General features: G+C 36.2%; 23 protein-coding genes. 2 read left to right on the top strand and 21 right to left on the bottom strand.

Translation table 11 applies throughout. The features are described from left to right. Nucleotides 1–29: 29 nt before the first annotated feature. Both ATE49_RS11290 and ATE49_RS11285 read left to right on the top strand, forming a co-directional pair. On the top strand, nucleotides 30–1115 hold the full coding sequence (locus ATE49_RS11290) for a helix-turn-helix domain-containing protein (protein WP_065082265.1): 1086 nt from the start codon (nucleotides 30–32) through the stop codon (nucleotides 1113–1115). 122 nt (nucleotides 1116–1237) lie between these two features. Continuing rightward, on the top strand, nucleotides 1238–2026 hold the full coding sequence (locus ATE49_RS11285; RefSeq protein WP_065082264.1) for an SDR family NAD(P)-dependent oxidoreductase: 789 nt from the start codon (nucleotides 1238–1240) through the stop codon (nucleotides 2024–2026). Here the strand turns inward: ATE49_RS11285 and ATE49_RS11280 are convergent. The 21 genes from ATE49_RS11280 to acnA all read right to left on the bottom strand — a co-directional run bounded on the left by ATE49_RS11280 (nucleotide 2021) and on the right by acnA (nucleotide 21491). Then, nucleotides 2021–2200, bottom strand: a complete 180-nt coding sequence (locus ATE49_RS11280) for a hypothetical protein (RefSeq protein ID WP_065082263.1) — start codon at nucleotides 2198–2200, stop codon at nucleotides 2021–2023. The genes ATE49_RS11285 and ATE49_RS11280 overlap by 6 nt on opposite strands. A gap of 96 nt (nucleotides 2201–2296) precedes the next feature. Continuing rightward, nucleotides 2297–3289, bottom strand: a complete 993-nt coding sequence (locus ATE49_RS11275) for a DUF6438 domain-containing protein (RefSeq protein ID WP_065082262.1) — start codon at nucleotides 3287–3289, stop codon at nucleotides 2297–2299. A 23-nt stretch (nucleotides 3290–3312) separates the two neighbouring features. Further along, nucleotides 3313–3885, bottom strand: coding sequence for a hypothetical protein (locus ATE49_RS11270; protein ID WP_065082261.1), 573 nt, complete (start codon nucleotides 3883–3885; stop codon nucleotides 3313–3315). A gap of 88 nt (nucleotides 3886–3973) precedes the next feature. Continuing rightward, on the bottom strand, nucleotides 3974–5104 hold the full coding sequence (locus ATE49_RS11265; protein WP_065082260.1) for an acyltransferase family protein: 1131 nt from the start codon (nucleotides 5102–5104) through the stop codon (nucleotides 3974–3976). A 251-nt stretch (nucleotides 5105–5355) separates the two neighbouring features. Continuing rightward, nucleotides 5356–6141, bottom strand: a complete 786-nt coding sequence (locus ATE49_RS11260; RefSeq protein ID WP_059155563.1) for a porin family protein — start codon at nucleotides 6139–6141, stop codon at nucleotides 5356–5358. Nucleotides 6142–6178: 37 nt separating this feature from the next. After that, the gene (locus ATE49_RS11255) at nucleotides 6179–7306 is read right to left on the bottom strand and encodes a PCMD domain-containing protein (protein WP_065082259.1); all 1128 of its coding nucleotides are present in this window, start codon (nucleotides 7304–7306) and stop codon (nucleotides 6179–6181) included. Nucleotides 7307–7542: 236 nt separating this feature from the next. Next, nucleotides 7543–7977, bottom strand: coding sequence for a cold shock domain-containing protein (locus tag ATE49_RS11250; RefSeq protein ID WP_021346737.1), 435 nt, complete (start codon nucleotides 7975–7977; stop codon nucleotides 7543–7545). Between the two features lie 38 nt (nucleotides 7978–8015). Beyond that, complete coding sequence (locus ATE49_RS11245) at nucleotides 8016–8276, bottom strand: RNA recognition motif domain-containing protein (protein WP_059155565.1); 261 nt, start codon at nucleotides 8274–8276, stop codon at nucleotides 8016–8018. Between the two features lie 226 nt (nucleotides 8277–8502). Next, nucleotides 8503–8868: a DUF2845 domain-containing protein gene (locus ATE49_RS11240; protein ID WP_059344289.1), complete on the bottom strand. Its 366-nt coding sequence runs from the start codon at nucleotides 8866–8868 to the stop codon at nucleotides 8503–8505. Between the two features lie 157 nt (nucleotides 8869–9025). Next, nucleotides 9026–10537 carry an acyl-CoA dehydrogenase family protein gene (locus ATE49_RS11235; protein ID WP_065082258.1) on the bottom strand — a complete coding sequence of 504 codons (1512 nt, stop codon included), beginning with the start codon at nucleotides 10535–10537 and terminating at the stop codon, nucleotides 9026–9028. Between the two features lie 285 nt (nucleotides 10538–10822). After that, on the bottom strand, nucleotides 10823–12067 hold the full coding sequence (locus ATE49_RS11230) for an RNA polymerase sigma factor (RefSeq protein WP_260256179.1): 1245 nt from the start codon (nucleotides 12065–12067) through the stop codon (nucleotides 10823–10825). Nucleotides 12068–12069: 2 nt separating this feature from the next. Next, on the bottom strand, nucleotides 12070–12411 hold the full coding sequence (locus ATE49_RS11225; RefSeq protein WP_065082256.1) for a YciI family protein: 342 nt from the start codon (nucleotides 12409–12411) through the stop codon (nucleotides 12070–12072). A gap of 11 nt (nucleotides 12412–12422) precedes the next feature. Then, a complete protein-coding gene (locus ATE49_RS11220; RefSeq protein WP_065082255.1) occupies nucleotides 12423–13019 on the bottom strand; it encodes an FMN-dependent NADH-azoreductase in 597 nt (198 codons plus the stop codon). A gap of 498 nt (nucleotides 13020–13517) precedes the next feature. Continuing rightward, nucleotides 13518–14096: an NAD(P)H-dependent oxidoreductase gene (locus ATE49_RS11215; RefSeq protein WP_065082254.1), complete on the bottom strand. Its 579-nt coding sequence runs from the start codon at nucleotides 14094–14096 to the stop codon at nucleotides 13518–13520. Between the two features lie 56 nt (nucleotides 14097–14152). Then, nucleotides 14153–14719 (bottom strand): Crp/Fnr family transcriptional regulator, encoded by a 567-nt coding sequence (locus ATE49_RS11210; RefSeq protein ID WP_065082253.1) that lies wholly within the window; start codon nucleotides 14717–14719, stop codon nucleotides 14153–14155. 2 nt (nucleotides 14720–14721) lie between these two features. After that, nucleotides 14722–15588: an alpha/beta hydrolase gene (locus ATE49_RS11205; RefSeq protein ID WP_081278464.1), complete on the bottom strand. Its 867-nt coding sequence runs from the start codon at nucleotides 15586–15588 to the stop codon at nucleotides 14722–14724. 100 nt (nucleotides 15589–15688) lie between these two features. Then, nucleotides 15689–16453 carry a type I methionyl aminopeptidase gene (gene map, locus ATE49_RS11200; protein WP_065082251.1) on the bottom strand — a complete coding sequence of 255 codons (765 nt, stop codon included), beginning with the start codon at nucleotides 16451–16453 and terminating at the stop codon, nucleotides 15689–15691. Between the two features lie 6 nt (nucleotides 16454–16459). After that, complete coding sequence (gene def / locus ATE49_RS11195) at nucleotides 16460–17041, bottom strand: peptide deformylase (protein WP_065082250.1); 582 nt, start codon at nucleotides 17039–17041, stop codon at nucleotides 16460–16462. Between the two features lie 63 nt (nucleotides 17042–17104). Beyond that, nucleotides 17105–17677 (bottom strand): Crp/Fnr family transcriptional regulator, encoded by a 573-nt coding sequence (locus tag ATE49_RS11190; RefSeq protein WP_059155573.1) that lies wholly within the window; start codon nucleotides 17675–17677, stop codon nucleotides 17105–17107. 171 nt (nucleotides 17678–17848) lie between these two features. Next, nucleotides 17849–18688 carry an aldo/keto reductase gene (locus ATE49_RS11185; protein ID WP_065082249.1) on the bottom strand — a complete coding sequence of 280 codons (840 nt, stop codon included), beginning with the start codon at nucleotides 18686–18688 and terminating at the stop codon, nucleotides 17849–17851. A gap of 28 nt (nucleotides 18689–18716) precedes the next feature. Beyond that, nucleotides 18717–21491 (bottom strand): aconitate hydratase AcnA, encoded by a 2775-nt coding sequence (acnA, locus tag ATE49_RS11180; protein WP_065082248.1) that lies wholly within the window; start codon nucleotides 21489–21491, stop codon nucleotides 18717–18719. Between the last annotated feature and the right edge of the window lie 147 nt (nucleotides 21492–21638).

Genomic DNA, 21638 nt, shown 5'->3' with positions numbered 1-21638 from the left:
TTAGCTCCAGAAGTATTTATTATAAACCAATGGATATAAACCTGTTGATTCTTTTGTTTATAGCTGGCGCATTATTGCTATTGTCTTTCCTTATGCTGAGTAATGCTGTCGGGGTAAACAGAAAACCCAATTTTTATTTTGGAATATGTCTGTTCATCTGGTCAAGTTTCTTTTGGGACGATTTGTTATTGGGAGATTTATTACATCATCAGATCGTTTATACCATTACCCGGTTTATTCAGTTTTTGGCTCCACTGATTTTTTATCAGAGTGTTCATTTTTATTCTAGTCCTTATTATAAATATAGAATTAGAGATACAGGACATCTGATATTAGCCATTTTGTTTCTGATATTATTAATCTGTAAGCCGGAGATAAATAATAAGTATTTTCAGATTGTATATCTTATGATGGTTTTAGGAAATGCATTATTTTATACCGGATTATCCTATCTGAAAATTCTAAAACACAGAAAAAATATTGAATCTTTTGCTTCCAGTAAGGAGAATATTGACCTTCGCTGGATTCTCTGGATCATTTATGCAACTATTGCGGCATCAGTTACTACAGCTTTTTATAATGTTTTTTCCGGCGAGAGATCTTTAAACATTTATATCAGTATTTTCTTTATGCTGGTAGTTTATATTGTTGCTTTTTATACAATTCGACAAAAAGAAATTTATCCAAAAGGATTGGGTGTAGAGGATATTGATACAGAGTTTTCTGAAATTAATTCTGGTATCAAAAATAAATTGATGGATGACTCTGATCTTAAAGAGCTTAAGATAAAGCTCGCCATTCTTATGGAAGCTGAGAAACTCTACCTTGATAATGAGCTAAACCTGGTAAAGCTTGCTGAGAAAATGAATATCTCAGGACATCAGCTTTCCTATGTAATCAATCAGGGATTCGGAGAAAACTTTTTCTTCTTTGTCAATAAATACAGAGTTAAAAGAGCGGAAGAATTATTGACAAACTCTGATTATGAAAAGTATACCATATTGGCTATAGGATATGAAGCCGGATTCAATTCTAAGACTTCTTTTAATAATGCTTTCAAAAAAGTAACCTCTTTTACTCCTACTGAATATCGGAAAAACCGTTCTGATTTATAAAATTGTTTAGTTTTACGTTTGATAATCAGGTGTTTAATTTGGTTAGGCCAATTGGTTCCGATTGATAAAACTGAGCATATACGTTGATGATGCACTCTACTTTTGTACCATAAAATTGGGGTATGAAAGATTCATATGCAGTAATTACAGGAGCCAGCCAAGGATTGGGCAGAGCCTTCGCTGAAGAGCTGGCTAAAGAAAATAATAATCTTATTCTTGTAAGTTTACCAGGGCAAGGATTGGAATCATTTGCAGAAGAGCTGCAGACAGAATATTTAGTGAAAACAAGCTGCTATGAAACAGATCTGAGTATAAAAGAAAATGTATTGGATCTTACAAAATGGATTAATTCCAATTTTAGTATTCATATGCTTATTAATAATGCGGGGATCGGCGGTTCTAAAAAATTTAGTGATGTCTCCGGAAGTTATATTGAAAAGATTATTCAGCTTAATGTATTGGCAACTTCATTGTTAACACATCAGTTATTGCCTAATTTACAGAAAAGTTCCAAGGCCTATGTGCTCAATGTTTCCAGTCTTGCTGCTTTTTCTCCAATAGGATATAAAACTGTATATCCGGCATCAAAAGCTTTTATTCATTCCTTTTCCCGGGGGTTGTATCAGGAACTAAAAGATACCAATGTCTTTGTAAGTGTTGTAAATCCCGGACCTATGAAAACAAATGCTGAAGTAAGCCGCAGAATTGAAGAACAGGGATTTTGGGCAAGAATAACCTGTCTGGACCCTCAACGGGTTGCCCGATATTGTATCCGCAGGCTCAAAAAGCGGGATACTGTTATTATGGTTAATCATATCAGTTGGCTGATTCTAAAAATATTACCAATCTGGCTAAAAATGCCTATGCTGACGAATAAAATAAGAAAAGAGATTAGTATTGCTTCTTCATAAAAGTTTTTTTTTGAATACCGTATTTATCCTTCCAATTTTTTTTAGCAAATCTTGTAGGACTTTGATTTTCTCTAAAAGTTCATCTTCTTCCATATGAAATAGTTTAGGATTATGTTCACCTGTTTGGGCAATAACCATAACAAGTTGACCAAACCGTAAATCAGGATTTGACATCCATAGCTGTTCTATTTATTCGAGTACAATTTTTATTCTGTCGGGAGTTCTCATTGGAAGTTTTTTTACTATTCTAATTTCTTTTTTAATTTTTAACTATCTGATAATCTTTTGTATGTTAAGGTCTTTTTTTAAAGGATCTGTGATTGAATTTTTAGGTGGAATAGCAATCCATTTTTGATTAAATCTTAATTTAAAGAGTAGATCATAAAGTTTATCCAAACCATGAGTACCTATTAAACCATAGTCTCTTATAGTCTTTGTTTTGCCTTGGTTGTAAGTGATTGTAATGTAGCTTGTCTGATCATCAGTCCAACTAACAGCATATTCATCATTAAGATTTTGAAAGTCAATATAATTGAGTAAATTAATAATATCTGAATAAGATTTGTTATCTATTTCAGTTTTATATTCTCCCAAAAGTTCTGTTGATTCATTAGGATTTCGATTGGATTGTTTTGCATTAAGTACACTATATCTGTTATTGTCAATAGTGATACTAAATACTGGGCATGATCCGTAACAAGATGTTGTGCTATATTCTATTTTTTCAATATTGTATAATTGGGGATCTTTATTGTATTCTATAAAATCATTATACTTAAATACTAAGTCCTTATATTTTAGCTTAGATTTCCCACCGGTCAAACGATCTGGGTACCATTTGTAATAATAGCGAATTATATTATTATCTATAATTTTAGGGAACAAGCATGTTTCCTCATATTTTGTGGTTAGATACTTTAGTTCAAAATTATTTTCTCCGTTGCTCATTACAATGAAAATATAAAAACTATCATAATATGTACCAATAATCATAATATCTGTAAGCCCATTATGATCAAAGTCAGCTTTGTAAAAAGCTTTGTTAATTTTTAATAAATCAGCTGTTTTTTTACAAAAATCAGGTGTTTCATATGTTGCTTTATAGTCAGCTACTTTCCTAATTTTAAATTTCTGGTAGTTTTCTCCAAAAGAACGGATAAATGTTTCAGCATCTTTTTCAGTTTTAATACTATCTATTTTTGAGAGTGTATTTTGTCCAAAAACAATAATAGACAGAAAGAGAAAGAATAATTTTTTTTTCATTATTGGGATTGGTATTTCTGTTTTTATCGAATAAGGTTTTTTATAATAATGGAATTATTTTCATCAGTATTTTTCAACATGAGTAAATTGAGTATCTTTTTATAAAGTTCTTCTTGTTTTAAAGTAGGATTATTCAATGGCCTTATCTGCTTTATTTTATCATTGGAATAAGCTATAACAATATTAATAAACATTCCATCAATTGTAGGCGTATCCTTATCATCAAAATCTTCTTTCTGAAAGCTATTAAGAATTTCTTTAATCTTTTGTATGTCTTTTTCTTCAATTGATGTTTTGAATGGAATTGGCTTTGGATGCATTGCCAAATATTGCTGATATTTATTTTTTTCCTCTTGGTAGTGTTCCTTATTTTTAGCGGGAGGAGGTGGGGGTTCCGAAAGAAAAGAATTTGATGAATAGAATAAAATATATTTGTCTTTTAAATCAATAATTGTTTCTATAGATTGATGAAATGTCGGATAGTAGCCAACCGCGATTAATATTGGAACAGGTTCTTCTTGTATATTCTCCTTGACTTTGTTATTGCAGGATAATAAGAACATAAGAGTAAACAGAATAAATAGAATCTTTTTCATATTAACGGAATACTTTTTAAATATAAATAATATTTCTAAGGTTAATCTAAAAAATACAGCTAAAAGAGAACCTTTTAGCTGTATTATATTAATGTTTAGGATTCATATACTTTTGGGTAAGCCATTTCCTTACTGGTATGTCGTAATACTTAAGTAATATCCAGGCAACTACAATACTTGAGATTAAAATACCTACACCTACTGGCCAGGCCTGATCCAGAGTTACTTTGTTATTTATAACCCATGCATAATAAACGTAAAGAACAGGGAAATGGGTAATGTAAAGGGGGTAAGAAATATCTCCAAGAAAGTTGCATACTTTAGTTGCTACTTTCCCCTGAATATTACCACTGGCACCCAGAAATAAAATTAGCGGAAATATAAATATAATAACAATGGATTCATAAGTTCCGTTCATCCATAGGTGTTCTTTTCCTCCAATTCTTGGCATTGCCAAAACAACAATCAATAGAATACTGCATAATAAAAATCCATTTTTCAGAGACATTGGCTTGAATATGCGGTGCAGTAGTAAACCTGCCAGAAAAGGGTAGAGCAGTCTTGTGAATCCTATTGTCAGCTGCTCACCGGTAAGCGACCATCCTCCGATAATATCACCCTGCGGGCTGCTTATAGTGTAATAAGCCAGAAATGCACCAGATAGGATTACCAATATACTTAATACTGTTGTTGAGGTTTTTCTTAAAAACTGGGCGTATAGAATATTGCCTACATATTCGTAAAATAAAGACCAGGCAGGCCCGTTAAGCGGATGCATCTCGCCCCAACCATGGATATCCAAAGATAATGGAACAGGTATAAGCGTATAGCCAATAAGCATGACCAAAATTAATTTCCATACCGGAGTTTCTCCTACAACAGGGAAGAGCACAGAAGATTCACTGAAATAAAAAAATATTCCGCCAAGCGTCATCCCTGCAATAATTAAAGGATGAAGCCGGATAAGCCGTCTTTTAAAAAATTGCCCAATTGTCATTTTGTTCCAGCGGTCGTCATAGGCATGAGCGATTACAAAGCCGAATAAAAGAAAGAAAAAGTCTACTGCAAGGTATCCGTGGTTTATCATCAGTTTCGTATGATCACCGCCGGAAAATATTTCCAGAATGTGAAGCATAACCACCATTATAGCAGCTATTCCGCGCAGGCCGTCCAGTATTTCGTAATGTTTTTTAGAATCAGAAAAAGCAGTGTTACTCATCAGTATTTCAGTTTGTTAAATGAATTATTAGTTTGGTTTCAAATATCTAAAATTATTTTATTATAAACAATAGGCTTTTTGTGTAATAAGTTGATAATTTATTGTTTATATATGTTGTTATTTTTAATTATTTAAGTTGTGTATTTGTGATTTTGATAAAAATATAATATCTGAGTGTTGTGTCTCAATGAAGAAATATGATATAAAAAAAGCCCTCACAAGAGAGCTTTTAATATTGTATAATTTATGTTTTAGAATTTGTAGCCAAAGCCCATATTCAGATATACATTATGCATACTAAATGAGATAGCATCAAAATCTTTATTCAGAAGTCCATTTATTCCATAAGTGAATTCGGGGAATAATACAAAATGTTTGTTCATGGACCATTCTGCACCCAGTTGTAATCCCCATTGGAATTTACGTACTTCATTAGAGAAATCATAGGTAGCAGTGCTTCCTTCGGAAAATGTAATCTTTGGTCCGGTAGGTGTATTCTGACGCAGGTAACCATCGGATACATAACCGTCGAAGTTTTTATCAATTAACCCAGAGAAATAAAGTCCACCATAGAGATTCCATTTGTCTGACAAGCGGTATACAGCAGAAACAGGTACTGTAATGTAAGAATTTTTTACTGTAGTCTGCACTTTACCAGTGTAATAGCCACGTACTTTGGAATTGTCCTGTTTTATTTCTGTGAGATAATTTTTTACTTCTGCTTTGGTTTTCATTCCCTTACCTTCTACACGAACTCCTACACGAATACCCCATTTACGGTCTTCAGAAACCCATTTTGTAGCATTGGCTTCAAGGCCTAATGCCAATGTAGGATTATAGCTTTCTATTTTACGTATTTCACGGGGCATCCCCATAGGGGCGCTTCCGCCAATACTATAATTGGCACGAACCTGATAATCGATATCGGTGTTAAAGAAATTTGGTTTTGACACAGAAGTACTGGTCTCTGTTTGTTGTGCGGAAATAATACTTCCGGCTCCCAGTGTTAATAATATGGATAATAATATTTTTTTCATGTGATAATTCTGATTGAAATTAAATAGCCTTGATTCTTTACTCTGTAACGATATTTACTTCATCGATCCACAAAGCACTTCCTACAGCTCCGTTAAACAAGTCACCTTCTAAACTGGATGTAAATACAATGGCATACATGTATTCTTTATTCTTATCAAAGGCTTTTCCGTTTACATTTTCAAAAGGAATTTCAAATGCAGTCCATTTATCTGTTTCAATTCTCTTATCCGCTTTTATTCGGGCTACACTTACCATTCGCGGATCTTTAAAAGAGTGATCTCCACTTAGGTAGTTGTTTTTATCCGACTTTTCAAATAAAATAGCATAGGCATCCCAAGTATCTTTTGTAAGCTTGGTTCCGGTTTTACTATTCACCACAAAATTGTCTCCGGCCTTATATTTAAAATAACCTTTAATAGCCTTTGGTGCGGTTTTAAAGTTATAAGGAATACCAAATAGGGTAGACTTAATAGCCGGAACGGTTAGTTTAAAAGTTCCAAGGAATAGATTCCCGGCTGCCAGTGGCGAGCCAAACATTCCGCCCAGTGGTCCGGTGCTTTTCGTTTGCATCTTCACTCCTTTTCCAACATAGCCGTCGGGTATCTGAGCTGTAGGATAGAAAGCAGGAGTCAGTGCTTCACCTTCTTCCAGTAAAGTTTCTGCTAAAACATTGTAGCCTTCATTAGCTGTAGCCCAGTCATATTTTTTCTGACCATTTGCCTGGTAATCGAAAAATTTATGAAAATGACCTTCAGGTCCGTCAGTATCTATAACTTCTGCATTCTCAAAAGGGTAATAACGTCTTTCTGAATTGTCGATAACAAATGATACAGTGTATTCTTTTGTCCATGCACCGTCTTCTGAAGTCACGGTATACTTCTGCGGAGTACTGAAATCCAGTTTTGTTCCGCTTGCAGGTTTTATACTGGCTCCGGGGGTTAATGTAAATTCCGGAGAAAAATTAAAGTCAGTAGTATACTCTCTTAATCTGAAAGTAATGGTATTATCGGTGATAACTGGTTGTACCTGTAAAAGTTCTGTAGAATTGGCTATTGTTGCAGTTTCTATATCCGCTTCCATATTTTGTGCCTGATCCCGTATACAGGATACCAGAAACAAACCTGTAGCCAATAGTAATAAATAGATAAAGTTTTTGACTCTCATCATTATAATATAAGATTAATTAACAGATTAATATATTGTATGAGCCGGAGATATTTGGTTAAATATACTTTCCGAATGACTGAAAAGAATGCTGCAGTCGTAATTTCATACAAAGATACAGTAAAAAAATGATGAGCTTATGTGTTTTTGCTAAAAATAATAAAGCTGCTCCGATATGGAACAGCTTTATTGAAAATAAATTTTTAAACCGTTAAAGATTAAAAATTTATTTTTTATTACTTAACAATCTGGATATCAATCGCTGCAAATCCTTTCATTGTTCTTTCTTTTTCAAAAGATACTTTATTGCCTTTTTTCACAGGCTCTTTGCAGTTATTGATATGGAAGAAGATATTCTCTTTGCTTTTGTCTTCTGTGATGAAACCATAGCCTTTTTCACTAAGGAATGTAATAATTCCTGTTTTTACTGCTTCTTCTGCTTCTATCGGAGCAGCACCCAGCTGTATGTCATCCAGATTAATCTCCAGTGGAGCATTGTCTTCCGGTGGAGTCGTAGTGATCTGACCATTGGCATCTACATATGCCATCATCTCGTCAAGACTCTTACCTTTGTTATTAGTCGATTTACGCTCTTCGCGTCTCTTTGCTTTTTCTTGTTGTTTTTGTGCTTTTTTCTTGTTGTTTTCCTTTTTAGAGAAAGAATCTGCCATATATTGTTTTAGTTTATTTAGTTATGATCTGGGTTATGTTATAATCTATATCTGTTACTGTTTTGTGAGGCTTTACTCACGAATATTGCATGTCCATCCAGAGATGTACCGTTCAGCTTTCTAATTGCTGCTTCTGCTTCTTCAGGATTGGGCATCAGCACATATCCATAGCCTAGAGAATCACCGGAATAAGATTCCTTAATGATGTCTACAGCAGTTATAAAGCCAAAAGAATTAAAATGTTTTTCCAATTGTTGCTCGGTTGTCTGAGGATTCAGTTTACCAACTAATATATTCATAATTATTGAATTATAGGTTAAAAAAAATACGGCAACTGAAAAAAAGCGAAAACTGAGAAAAAAATATAAATATTCTAAACTATTACAGAAATAGCATTGGCAAAAGCCCTGTTCATATTGTCATATGATTTTGCAAATATACGAAAAATATATTTAATACTGTTAAAGTTATCTGCTTAAAAAGTTGATTGAAAAGATCATAGCATAAAACTTATAAAAAATATTATCAATTTGGAGTTTGGACAATTGTAGACTGAGGTGTATTGATAATTGTTGTCTGAGTAGAAGAGCCGGATTCCTGTCCCTGCTTAAGAGATATAAGCTTTCCTGCTTTAAAAGTTAAGATATTCGTTATATTGCTGTTTCCCGAAATATAAAGGAATTCTCTGTAAAATAAAGTCTCTTCAATTGCTCCGGTCTCTTTATCCTGTTCAAATGAAGATTTATAAGGCTTTCCAAATTTTGCAATAACTTCTTCTTTAGTCATTCCAATATTTACAGATTCGGAAGAAAATTTACTGGTTGTAGCACATGAGCTAATAAACATGCAAAGAAGAATAAGAAGTATAGATTTTGTAATTTTTTTTCTCATTATTAATATATTTTGTTGTTTTAAAGATAATTAAAATGAACGTTATATTTAGCTGTTTATGAGTTAATTTCAATACTTTAATGCAACAAACATGCAATAAATAAAAAACTTCTTCCCCAGATAGGGAAGAAGCTGTTATAATAGATAAGCGAGTGTATTAAGAGAATAACATCCAGTCACTTTTATTACTGGTGTCTTCCAGAGCAGATATGTTCTCATGGTGCTCTATTGAAGCGATAAGATTTCTGATTTCCTGTCTTACCATTTGTATACAGTTATCTGTAAGTTCCTGACTGAATCCTGAATCATTAAGCTCTAACAGATCATTTACGATAATTACACGGGCAACGATTTTACCCAGATCTATCATTTTACGTTGAGAAATAGGTGCTGTAACGTTGATATCTAAATCTTTGCTGTATATTGTAGCAGCATTTTTAGTTGTTTCATTAATGCCTAAATACTGAGCCAGATTTTCTGTTTTCTTCTTCTTCATATCTTTTAAGATTCCTTCTGCAATCTGAGTATAAAGCATTTCGTTAGAACCTTCAAAAATCTGGAACGGACGGCTGTCCATAATACCACGTCCGCCAATATGACTCATACGGTAACCTTTAGCTCCGGATAACTGTACATATAGTTGTGCAGATTCCTGCATCATATCTGTTACCAGGGCTTTCATACTATTTGCATGAATACCGCTGCCTGATACGTCATGGTCTATTCCGCTTATCTTTACACTTTTCGCACACATAGCCGAGCAAAGTGTAAAGAAAGACTGCATTTTAGAAAGCTGAAACTGTACCTGATCGAAACACAAAAGATTTCCCGCACCAACCTGTCTTTCCTGACAGTGCTTGGATGCTTCCTCCATCATACGTTTCAAAAAGCCCATTCCCATTCCCGGGAACTGAAGTCTGCTTCTGTGTAAGATATCCAGCATCATTTTCAATCCTGTAGATTCAGGGATTAGTTTGTTCTGCTGTGGTACCTTTATATCAATTTTATTCAACCCGTAAGGAATCATATACAATCCTGGATTGTCATAATATTCAACAACATCTATATTCTGGTCACACTCATGTGTGTTGGCAATAAAGAAGTCTACATCTCTTGCAAGCGCTCCTTCTGCATTCATATTTCTGGAAGTTACCAACCAGTAATCAGCCATCCCTGTAAGACCTTGCCAGTGTTTAGTCCCTTTTATATGGTATTTTTCACCTTCCAGTTTATTTTGGGTCTTCATGTTCAGAGCATCACTACCATAATCAGGCTCTGTAATCATAAGCCCACCCATTGCACCATAATCTAAAAAGTGCTTAAAGATATCAGCTTTTGCCAGTGCATTTCCGTATTTAGCCAATGGCTCCAGGAAAAGCGCAATGTTGATTCCAAATGTTAAAGAAAGTGGAAGTGATTCATAAGATGCTGCTGAGAGAATTCCAAGACATTCCTTTACTTTTGTTCCTCTTCCGCCAAATTCTTCAGGGATTGCAACTGATAAAGGTTTTAAGTTCATAATGGTTTTCCATACATGTGGAGGAAGACCTCTGGATAAGCTTAGCTGATTTATACAGTCAGTTTTGAAAAGTTGGGAAATTGAATCTTTAAAATGAGTTAAAAATTCGGAAAACGGAATTCCGGTAAGGGCTGGTGCCGATGGATTCATACATTATTAAATTAGTGCTGTACGCCATCTACACAACGATAAAAAGAAAATAGAGCGAATGGCACCCAACTTAATAATCTAAAATAGCAGCCCTATATAATCTAAATAAAAATACGACTCTTTGTCAAGAGAGCGATTTGTCACAAAGTACGTTTAAAAAAAAAACTCTTGCAAGTATTTATAATATAAATAGTAAAGGTCATTTCTAAATAAGTGTTTAATATTTGGAACCCCTTGTTTTCTATAGGTTTACCCTTGCTGTTTTATTTTATTTTTTATGAATATTCAGTCTGAAATATTCTTTAATCGTTCAATTTCCTCCTGAATATGCTGTTTTTCGGCTCCGGATTTTACCAGTTTTATAGCTTTAGTATAATAATATATTGCTTTGGATATTTGAGTGTCAGAATATAGATAGCCTAATAATTCATAGTAATAGGTACTTTCGGTTTTATCAGACTTCAGAACTTCATCAAGTGCTTTCTTTTTTCCATAAACCCTTGAGAAAGCATAAAGTCTGTTGAGTGCTGTAACGGGTGAATCCTCAATACAAATAAGCTGATTATACAATTCTAATATGTGTTGCCATTTCTTTTCATTGCCTATTGTAGTATGCCAATAAGCAATGGCTGCTTCCAGATAGTATTTAGATATTTCATTTCCTGTGCATGCTTTTACGAGATAGTAATTTCCTTTATCAATAAGAGATTGATCCCAAAGATTTGTGTCCTGTCGGTCAAAAAGGATAATCTTTCCGTGCTGGTCCGTTCTTGCTTCCAGTCTGGAGCTTTGGAAGCACATCAGGGCTAATAGTGCATTGGCCTCTGCAGTATTGGTAAGAGTAGATTCTGTAAGGATCAAAGTAAGTCTTATGGCTTCCAAACATAACTCTTTTCGTATGTAGTCTTGGTTGCTTTTAGAAAAATAACCTTCACTGAATAAAAGATATAAGGTTTTTAAAACTGTGTTGAGTCTGGATTTTATTTCGGTTTCACTTAAGAGAACGATTTGAAAATTTGTATTCCTTAGGTTTTCCCGAGCTCTTAAGAGTCTCTTTTTTATAGTTTCTGGTTTACTGAGCAAGGCATCGGAAATTTCTGCAATACTGAAACCGCATAATATCTGCAATGCCAGACATATCTGAGATTCAGTGGGGATTGCCGGATCACATACAGCAAATATCATAGCCAGCTGGCTATCTGTAATATACTGTTCAGAAATTTCTGTTTCCTGCACCATTTCATTACGAACAGTTTTGAAAACTTCCTGAAGCTTTTCTTCGGCAATACTGGTATGTTTGTAATAATCTTTGGCTTTATTTTTTGCAACAGTGTAGAGCCATGCACCAGGATTTTCGGGTACTCCGTGAATAGCCCAGTATTCTGAAGCTTTCAGAAATGTATCACTGGCAATATCTTCTGCAATTTCGATATGCTGAATGCCAAAAAGACGGCATAATACAGCCGTCATTTTCGCATATTCCTCTCGGAATAGATGGGGAAGTATATCTCTAACCGATTGTTGTTTCACAATTAATTGCGTGCTAAAACTTCACGTACTTCTATGCTTCCGCCTATTTTAAAGATAGGGTTTCCTTTAGCCATTTCAACGGCCTCTTCTATATTTTCAGCTCTTACAACAATATATCCGCTTATAAACTCTTTAATCTCCGTATATGGACCATCGCTTATAACATTGTCAGGCTTTACTGTTTTTGCACTTCCCGGTACAGGTAAAAGGGTATTTCCTTTATCTGCCAGTTTATTTTGAGCAACAATAGCTGCGAGCCAGTTCATGCGTTCCTGCATTTGTTCCGGAGAAGGGCGAAAATCGTTGATATCTGTAAGTCTGAAAATTAATGCAAATTCTTTCATGCCTGTTTTATTTATAGGTTTTTTATGATCTTTTTGTAGTCGTCTTTATTGTAATCATTTTGGATTGTTCCTTCAACCCTAAATGTACAAATATCTGTAATTCCTGTGTAAGCATCGAAAACAGCCCTTATATAGGACTCCAGATAATCATTTCCTTCTGCTGTAGTCGATGATTTACCACCAGAAGCGATTGCCAGATATACTTTTTTTCCTTTCAGGTATCCAACCCGTGCACCTGTATTATCAAACCCATAGCTAATACCAACCCTTACCAGTAGATCAATCCATGCTTTAAGTGGTGCAGAAATACTAAAATTATGCATAGGAGTTCCTATTACTATTATATCAGCATTCTTAACCTCATTAAAGATAGTGTCAGAATATTCTAATAGTTTATGAGAGGTTTCATCATAGTCTGCCGGGGTCTTATAAAGTTCAGGAGCCAATGCTTCATCAATATAGGGTGGAAATTCCTGTGTAAGGTTTCTCTCTATAACAGCTGCAGTAGGATTTGCAATTATTAATTTTTCCAGAATAGCAGTACTTAGTCCATAGCTGTGAGATTTTGTACCTCTTGCACTTGAAATAATGTGCAGTATATTTTTCATTAGGTAAAGATTTTGAATTCATATACATGACGATCGAAATAAATGAAAGGGGACATTATTCTAAAAAAAAATACCTCCATAGCGGAGGTATTATCAGTTGAAATAATTGAATTGCTAATACTTTGTCATATAATGGTTATTTAGTTTCGCTGTATCACTATAAAAATAGTGATACAATAATACGGCAAAGATTTTAACTATACAACTATTTTATTAGTGATATTTGGAAAAATATAATCATCTGTTATAATATACAATAAATCAATTGTGTACAATTCGGAATGTATTTTTAAATACATAATAAACATAATTTATACAAGATTAAATAAAAGCTCTGTCAAGGTTTTAAACCTTGACAGGGTTATATAACAATCTTTATAACTTGGAGTGCAATACATAGCAAAGGGTATAGAGATGTTGGTTTTAATAACAAAAGTACAATGCCTTGATTTTACAGCATAATAAAATGGCAAAGTCTTGTCCAGGTTTTTATATGCTTTATTTCAAATCTAACCCCATCCTTTTTACTTGCTGCAGCCATTTCTTTCGACTGGCTTCAGAAGAATTTCGGATAATTCCGATATAGGTAACTTTTACCAGAGAGACACCACAAAATTGCAAAGTAGATTTCCGAAGCTGATTAACGCTTGGCCTTCCATACATAAGTCTGTAATACCAGCCTGGCTGATCGAGTGTTGTGATAATACGGGCTGTTTTACCTTTCAGGAGCTTATCCCATAAAATAGAATTGTCACGGTATTTATAAGCCATTCCCGGAAGAAATAAACGATCGATAAAACCTTTGGTGATTGCAGGAAGACCTCCCCACCATACCGGATGAATCCATACCAAATGATCTGCCCATTGAATAATTTCCCATGCCTTTAAAAGATCAGGCTCCAACTCAGTTCTTTTGCTGTAACCACTCTCCAGATTAGGATTAAACTCAAGATCTGCAATGTTTATTTCTTGTATATCAGCTCCCGTTTGCAATGCTCCTTCTTTATAGGCCTGTACCAAACCTGCGTTAAAAGATGCTGCATAGGGGTGTCCGTTGATAATTGCGATGCGTTTCATAAAATTGATTTGTGCAAAGCTATGAACAGCACTGTTCCCAATAACAGGACAAATGTCTAAAAAGAAATCTGCTTTCTGATACGGCTCAGGTGGCGCTGGGTGATGCCTAGATATGATGCGAGATATTGTAAGGGGATTTCCCGTATAAGTTCTGGATGACTGTTCAGAAGGGAAGTGTAGCGATATAGAGCTGTTTCTTTCTGAAGCTGAAATACCCGGTTTTCGAGTTCCAGGTATTGTTGCTCAGCTATAAGTTTCAGAAACATTGTCCATTTAGGATTTTGGGCTTCCAGTTCGTCTATCGTACTTTTCTGTATAACCAGTAATTTTGCCGGAGTAATGGCCTGCATACTTTCAGTGCTGGGATTACCGGTTATAAAAGAAGAATAGGCCGCCAGCATATCCTGTGGAAACCGGAAGCAATATGTTGTGTCATTACCATCAGCAGAGGTATAAAAAGATCTGAAGATTCCGGATTGTATAAAAGCAACTTCACTGTTCTTCTCGTGTTCCCGTACAAAAAAATCACCTTTATTCAGCAATCTGGATTCAAAGAGCTGAACTGTGGCAGCAATTTCTTCTGCGCTAAATATACCGAAGCTGTTAAAATAGGCTGTAATCACTGTTATTTGGAATAAGCAGACTTTGGATAAAGCTTTTTAAAACCATTGTATACGCCTTGGTGTATTGCCGTGGAGTGTAATTCATCCGGCATGTAATCAAAGCTTACTTTTATGTTTTTATTAGATTTTAGTATTTTATAAAGAGCCTCAGCTTCATTATACATCCTTACATCTTCCTCTTTGTTTGGAGCGCCGATATAAACATTCTTTATCGTTTTCAATCTGGATTTCAAAAGACTGTCCGCTTCTTTTAATAATTTTTCACCGCCCCACCACATACTTGGACTAATGATGATGTACTGATTAAACATTTCCGGTTCTTTCAGCAATATTTCGGTTGACATAAGTCCGGCCAGAGACTCACCAATAATTGTTCTGTTATTGTTGGCTTTGTATTTTTTCTCAATATAAGGCTGAAGTTCATTTTTTAAAAAGCTGATGTATTTTTCAGAGCCACCATACTGCGGAAAGCTCTCCTTTTTAAAACCTTCTTTCTCCAGGAAGTTAAGATCGGGAACTGCGTAAGTAAAGTCTCTTCTTCTGTTGGTATTTTCTATACCTACAACGATAGACCTTGGAAAACGCTCAACCCATGGTTGTGTATTATAACGTACAATTCCTGCGATATGGAAAAAATCTTCTTCCACGCCGCCATCCAGAATATAGATTACCGGATATTTTGTGGCATCAGCCGGGTTAAACTCTTCAGGCAGGTAAATATTGATATTTCGGTCTTCTTTCAGTATATCGGAATGAAAAACTTCACTATTACCGAATACAAGTGGTTTTGTATTGTTTTGTGAAAACAGGGGAGAAGCGATAGTCAGAGCTACCACCATGAAAAAAGTCTTGCAGCGTGTAAATGCCATGTAATGTTAATTAGGTTTGTTCGAAATTTAGTAGCTTCCCTTATAGAAGGGAAAAGCTTAACGAAGTTAGTCTTTTTATAGCGATTAACCGCAATGATTTTTAATAGGGTATTCCGTTCTTCCTGGTTAGTACAACAGGTTTTGTGTCGGTTATAAGGATTGTATGTTCATGTTGCGCCATATAGCCTCCTTTATTTCCGGTCATTGTCCAGCCGTCATTTTGTTCCTCAGCATAAGTAGAAGTAGTAGAAATAAAGGTTTCAATAGCTACTACGGTATTTTTTCTAAACCTCCTTTGGTCGTTCTTGTTTCGGTAATTCAATATTTCATCCGGCTGTTCATGCAGGCTTTTGCCAACACCGTGTCCGGCCAGATTTTTTATCACCCTATAACCTCTTTTCTTAGCCTCAGTTTCCATCAGATAACCAATATCAGAAATCTTTACTCCACCTTTTATGCGGGAAATAGCCTTATTCAGTATATCCTTTGAAGCATCAACAAGTTTCTGATGCTGGTGAAGGTCAATACCGATAACAAAGGAAGCACCATTATCTGCCCAATAACCATTTAGCTCTGCGGATACATCAATATTAATAAGATCTCCTTCCTGCAAAATTCTGTTTTCTGAAGGAATACCATGACAAAATTCTTGGTCTACACTAATACAGGTATATCCCGGGAAATTATAAGTAAGAAGGGGTGCCGATTTGGCACCAAAGCTTTCCAAAATATTTGCGCCATAGTCATCCAGTTCTTTGGTAGACATACCCACCCGGGCATAGGCTTGCATCTTTTTCAGGGTATAGGCAACAGCTTCACTCACCTGTTGCATTCCGGCAAGTTCGTTTTCGTTGGTGATAGACATAGAGGATTATTTTAAATATTTTACGGGGTAATTGATTTCTGTTTGTCCGTTTTTTATTTTTCGGAGCTTTGTTTCCATCAGCTTTCTGGTCAGAGGTTTTAGATGATCCAGATAAAGAATACCTTGGGTATGATCGTATTCATGCTGTATAGTCCTTGCTGTAGCTCCGCTAAAGCTGCGCTGTTGTAATTGTAAATCGGCGTTTAAGTATTCGATGTTTATACTCCATGGTCTTCTTACTTTTTGAGAAAGTCCGGGAATACTCAGACAGCCTTCATAGTCATCCCATAATTCATCTGAATAATCAGTAATCCGGGCATTGATGAATGTTTCCTTAATCCCTCGATCGTCAGATTCGAAGTAATGCTCACGGTCTTCAGTATCCATGAGTTGATAAACGGAGATGCTGTCTACAATAAATAATTGTTTTGTCTGCCCGATTTGTGGAGCTGCGAGTCCGCAGCCATTAGCATTCTGCATGGTTTCCCACATATCTTTAATCAGCTGATTAAGATCAGGATTTTCGGTTACAGGGTTGCATTTTTGCTTTAGGATACTATGCCCGTATGCTATAATAGGTAAGATCATTGTAAAAATTTTCACAAAGTTCTTACGACCTGGTTTCACAGGCAATGAACAAATGATAAGTAATTAAACGATCTGACGGCGGATTCTGCTTAAACCTTGTGGAGTGGTACCAATATAAGAAGCAATATATTTTAGCGGTATATATTTGAGTACATCAGGTTCTTCTTTAAAAAGATTCAGATATCTTTCTTTTATATTATATTTTAATAAAGAAAGTTCACGTTTACTTTTTGTCAGGAATAATTTCTCTGAAGCCAAACGGCCAATATAATTTCCCACTTTTGTTTCGTGGTATACACGCTGAAGGTTATGATAGGAGATTTGCCAGATAACGGTTTTCGTTAACGCTTGTACTTCATACTGAGAAGGTGTGCGGGTTAAAAAAGAATCGTAAGCACACGTAAGCTCTTTATCGAAACTGAAATTGAAAGTTAATTCATTAGCTTCTTCCTCTTCCGGAATATAAAAACGTACAATACCGGATTCTATAAAAGACAGATAGTTTTCTGTTTCCCCCTGCCGGGTGATAACTTCATTTTTAGTTACGACTTTACGTTCGAAATGTGAAGCAATAAAATCCCATTCCGATTCCTGAAGCTCAACGATTTGTTCGTAATATTCTTTTAAGAAGCCCATAATGTATTTGTGTTTTATGTCTCTCCGGAAACTTTATGCAAAGATAATCAATAAATGAATGGTGAATGGTGAATGGTGAATGGTGAATGGTGAATGGTGAATGGTGAATATGGATGATAAGCACTAAATTATAAGCTATAAGCAGATAAATTAGTGCTCATTGTATTTTAATTAAAAAGGAACGTGGTCCGGATTTAAGCCGGAGAAACCACTTTCTTCCATTGAAGCAATGGCTTTCATATCTTCCTCGGATATACTAAAGTGATCCACATCCAGATTACTCTTAATATTAGCTGGTGTTACTGATTTTGGAAGTGGTAAAACAGCATTTTGCAGGCAGAATTTCAGGCATAGCTGTGCTACACTAACCTGATATTTTGCTGCAATATCTTTAAGAAGATCATTGTCCAAAAGCCTTCCGGAACCAATAGGGCTCCAGGCTTCTACCAATATTTCGTTATTTTTACAATAGTTCACCACATCGCTTTGCAAATAGCCAGGATGGTATTCAATCTGATTCACCATTGGATTTATTTTGGCTGTTTCTTTCAAGGCTTCCAGATGATGTACTAAGAAGTTGCATACACCGATAGCCTTTGCTCTTCCGGAGGTATAAAGATCTTCCAAAGCACGCCATGTTTCCGCATTCAGTGTTTTCCAGTTGTCGAATTGTGAAGGAATAGCCGGCCAGTGGATCAGATACAGGTCTACATAATCTGTCTGCAAAAGTTCCAGTGATTTTTCGAATGCGGCCATAGTTTCGTGATAGCCTCTGTCGCTGTTCCATACTTTAGTCGTAAGGAATATTTCTTCACGGGATATACCACTTGCTTTTATAGCATTGCCAACGCTTTTTTCATTTTCATAAATTTTGGCTGTGTCTATATGTCTGTAACCATCTTCAAGAGCAGTCAGTACTGCATTTTTAGCCACGTCGCCCTCAGGTATCTGCCAGGTTCCGAATCCTATTTCAGGTATAGACAAGCCATTGTTTAGCATGAAATCTTTCATTTTATAAAATTTAGTTTAATCTTTTAATTTAGTTATTCTTCAAATATTCCCTTAGTACATACTGCAAAATACCCTGATGTCTGTAGTATTCAATTTCAATGGCAGAATCCAGTCGGGCTTTTACTTTAAAGTTTGTTTCTTTACCGGAAGGATGCACGGCTTTTACCTCTAATAATTTATGAGGCGTAAGGTTTTCTGCAAGCCCAGAAATACTATAGGTTTCTGTACCATCCAGACCCAGAGATTCTGCATTTTGCCCGTCTGTAAATACAAGTGGAGCAACGCCCATACCAACCAGATTACTTCTGTGGATACGTTCGAAGCTCTCAGCGATTACAGCGCGTACTCCTAAAAGGAATGTTCCTTTTGCTGCCCAGTCGCGGGAAGATCCCGATCCGTATTCTTTCCCGGCGAGAATAATAAGCGGCGTATGATCCTTTTCATAAGCCATTGCAGTATCGAATACTGTTTTCACTTCATTGGTAGGGAAGTAGCGGCTGAAGCCACCTTCTTTATCGGCAATTTTATTTTTGATTCTTACATTGGCAAAGGTTCCGCGCATCATCACTTCATGATTCCCTCTTCTGGATCCGTAAGAGTTGAAGTCTTCTCTGTTTACATTATTGTTTTTCAGATATGCACCTGCTGCCGAATCTTCTTTAAATGAGCCGGCAGGCGAGATGTGGTCTGTCGTTACCGAATCACCCAAATATAATAATACCCGGGCATCCTTTATATCGGTTACCGGATCCGGATCTGCACTAATATTTTCAAAGAAAGGTGCTTCTTTAATATAAGTAGAGTTTTGATCCCATTCAAAATTCTGATCCAGATTTACTTCCAGATTCTGCCAGTCTTCTGAGCCATCAAAGATTACATCATATACTTCCTCAAAGTCGCCCTGTTTCAGGCATTCATTTATTGTTTTCTGAATTTCTTCACGGGAAGGCCAGATATCTTTCAGATATACAGGTTCTCCATTCGGGTCGTATTGCAATGGTTCTGTTGTCAGGTCTATATCTACATGTCCGGTTAGCGCATAAGCTACGACCAGCATTGGCGACATCAAAAAGTTCATTTTTACCTGAGGGTGTACCCTGGCTTCAAAGTTACGGTTTCCGGAAAGTACAGAAGCCACCACTAATTCGCCCTTGTCTACAGCGGTAGCAATAGCCGGAGGTAGTGGTCCGGAGTTCCCAATACAGGAAGTACATCCATAACCTACGGTATGAAAACGAAGGGCTTCCAAATCTGTGTTCAGACCTGAACGTTCCAGATACTTGGTTACAACCTTAGATCCCGGTGCCAGAGAGGTTTTTACCCATGGTTTGGTTCTTAGTCCTTTTTCTATGGCATTTCTGGCAAGCAATCCTGCCCCTACCATTACAGCAGGGTTAGAGGTATTGGTACAGCTGGTAATAGCCGCAATCACAATACTGCCATCGCTTAGTACAAATTCAGAGTTATTTTGTTTTATTCTTACTGTATGCAGGGTATCCTGAATAACTTCGGAATGGCTTGGCCCTTCTATAGGGACTTTACCAAAAGTAAATTCTGTTCCCGAGCCGCCATCGGATAACCATGCATATTCTGTTCTTTTAGAAATAGGCTCATAGTCCCGGTGATGTTCGTCTTTCAGAATCTCCGTGAACTTATGGCTGAGGTCTTTTACCAGAATTTTATCCTGTGGGCGCTTAGGTCCGGAAACTGTAGGTTCCAGTGTATTCAGATCCAGTTCTACTACAGAAGAGTACAGAATGTTCTCATTTCCGGTTCTCCACAGCAGGTTTTCTTTACAATATTCCTCTACTATTTTAATCTGCTCTGGTGAGCGGTTGGTGGCGTGCATGTATTCCAGTGTGCGGTCATCAATAGGGAAGTAGGTTACTGTACATCCAAACTCCGGTGACATATTGGATATCGTAGCACGGTCTGTTACGGTAAGGTTATCCAGTCCGTCTCCAAAGACTTCTACAAATTTTCCGACAACTCCTTTATCTCTTAATATGCGGGTAATAGATAATACCATATCAGTAGCTGTACAATGAGGCGGTATTTTTCCCGTTAGCTTCAGTCCGACAACTTCCGGACAGGTAAAGAATATAGGTTGTCCCAACATAGCCGCTTCAGCTTCTATGCCGCCCACGCCCCAGGCAATTACGCCAATTCCGTTTACCATAGGTGTATGCGAATCGGTCCCAACCAAAGTATCCGGGAATAACCAGCCATCTCTGTCTATAACACCTTTGGCCAGATATTCCAGATTTACCTGGTGGCAGATGCCCATGCCGGGCGGAACAACTGTAAAGTTATTCAGACCTTTCTGCGCCCATTTCAACAACTCATAGCGTTCTTTATTTCTGTCAAATTCTAAAGTAACGTTTTTATCGTAAGAGTAGTCTGTGCCGAAATAATCTACCTGCACCGAGTGGTCTATCACCAGATCCACAGGAATAGCAGGGTTTATTTTTTGACCATCCTTACCCTGGCGTACAAATTCAGCTCTTAAAGAAGCCATATCAACTACAGCAGGAACACCCGTGAAATCCTGCATCAAGATTCTGGCAGGCTTAAACGGTATATCTTTGTCTACCGGAGCAGGTGTCCATTGTAGCAGGGTATCAACATGTTCGTCTGTTATACTGAAGCCATCGTAATTTCTCAGGACATTTTCCAGAAGAATACGAATACTGAAAGGAAGGTGATCTACTCCTTTTTCCGAAAGATTTTTCAAAGAACTGTAATGGTAGTTTTTACCGTTTACAGATAACTCCTGTACCGATTTAGCTTTTTGGGTATTCATAAAGATGCGATTTTATGTGAACACCTAATTTACCGCTAAAAAAGAAAAGACGGGGCAATATTATGATAGATTAACATGAATATTAACATTAAGATTGACTATTTGGAGGGCAATGTAATAATATGTGAATGGGTGAATTTGTGCAAT

The organism is Elizabethkingia miricola (genome assembly GCF_001675285.1).
Taxonomy (GTDB): Bacteria; Bacteroidota; Bacteroidia; order Flavobacteriales; family Weeksellaceae; genus Elizabethkingia; species Elizabethkingia miricola.
Note: the sequence above shows the minus strand (reverse complement) of the source record. Positions and strands in the feature narration are given on the sequence as shown.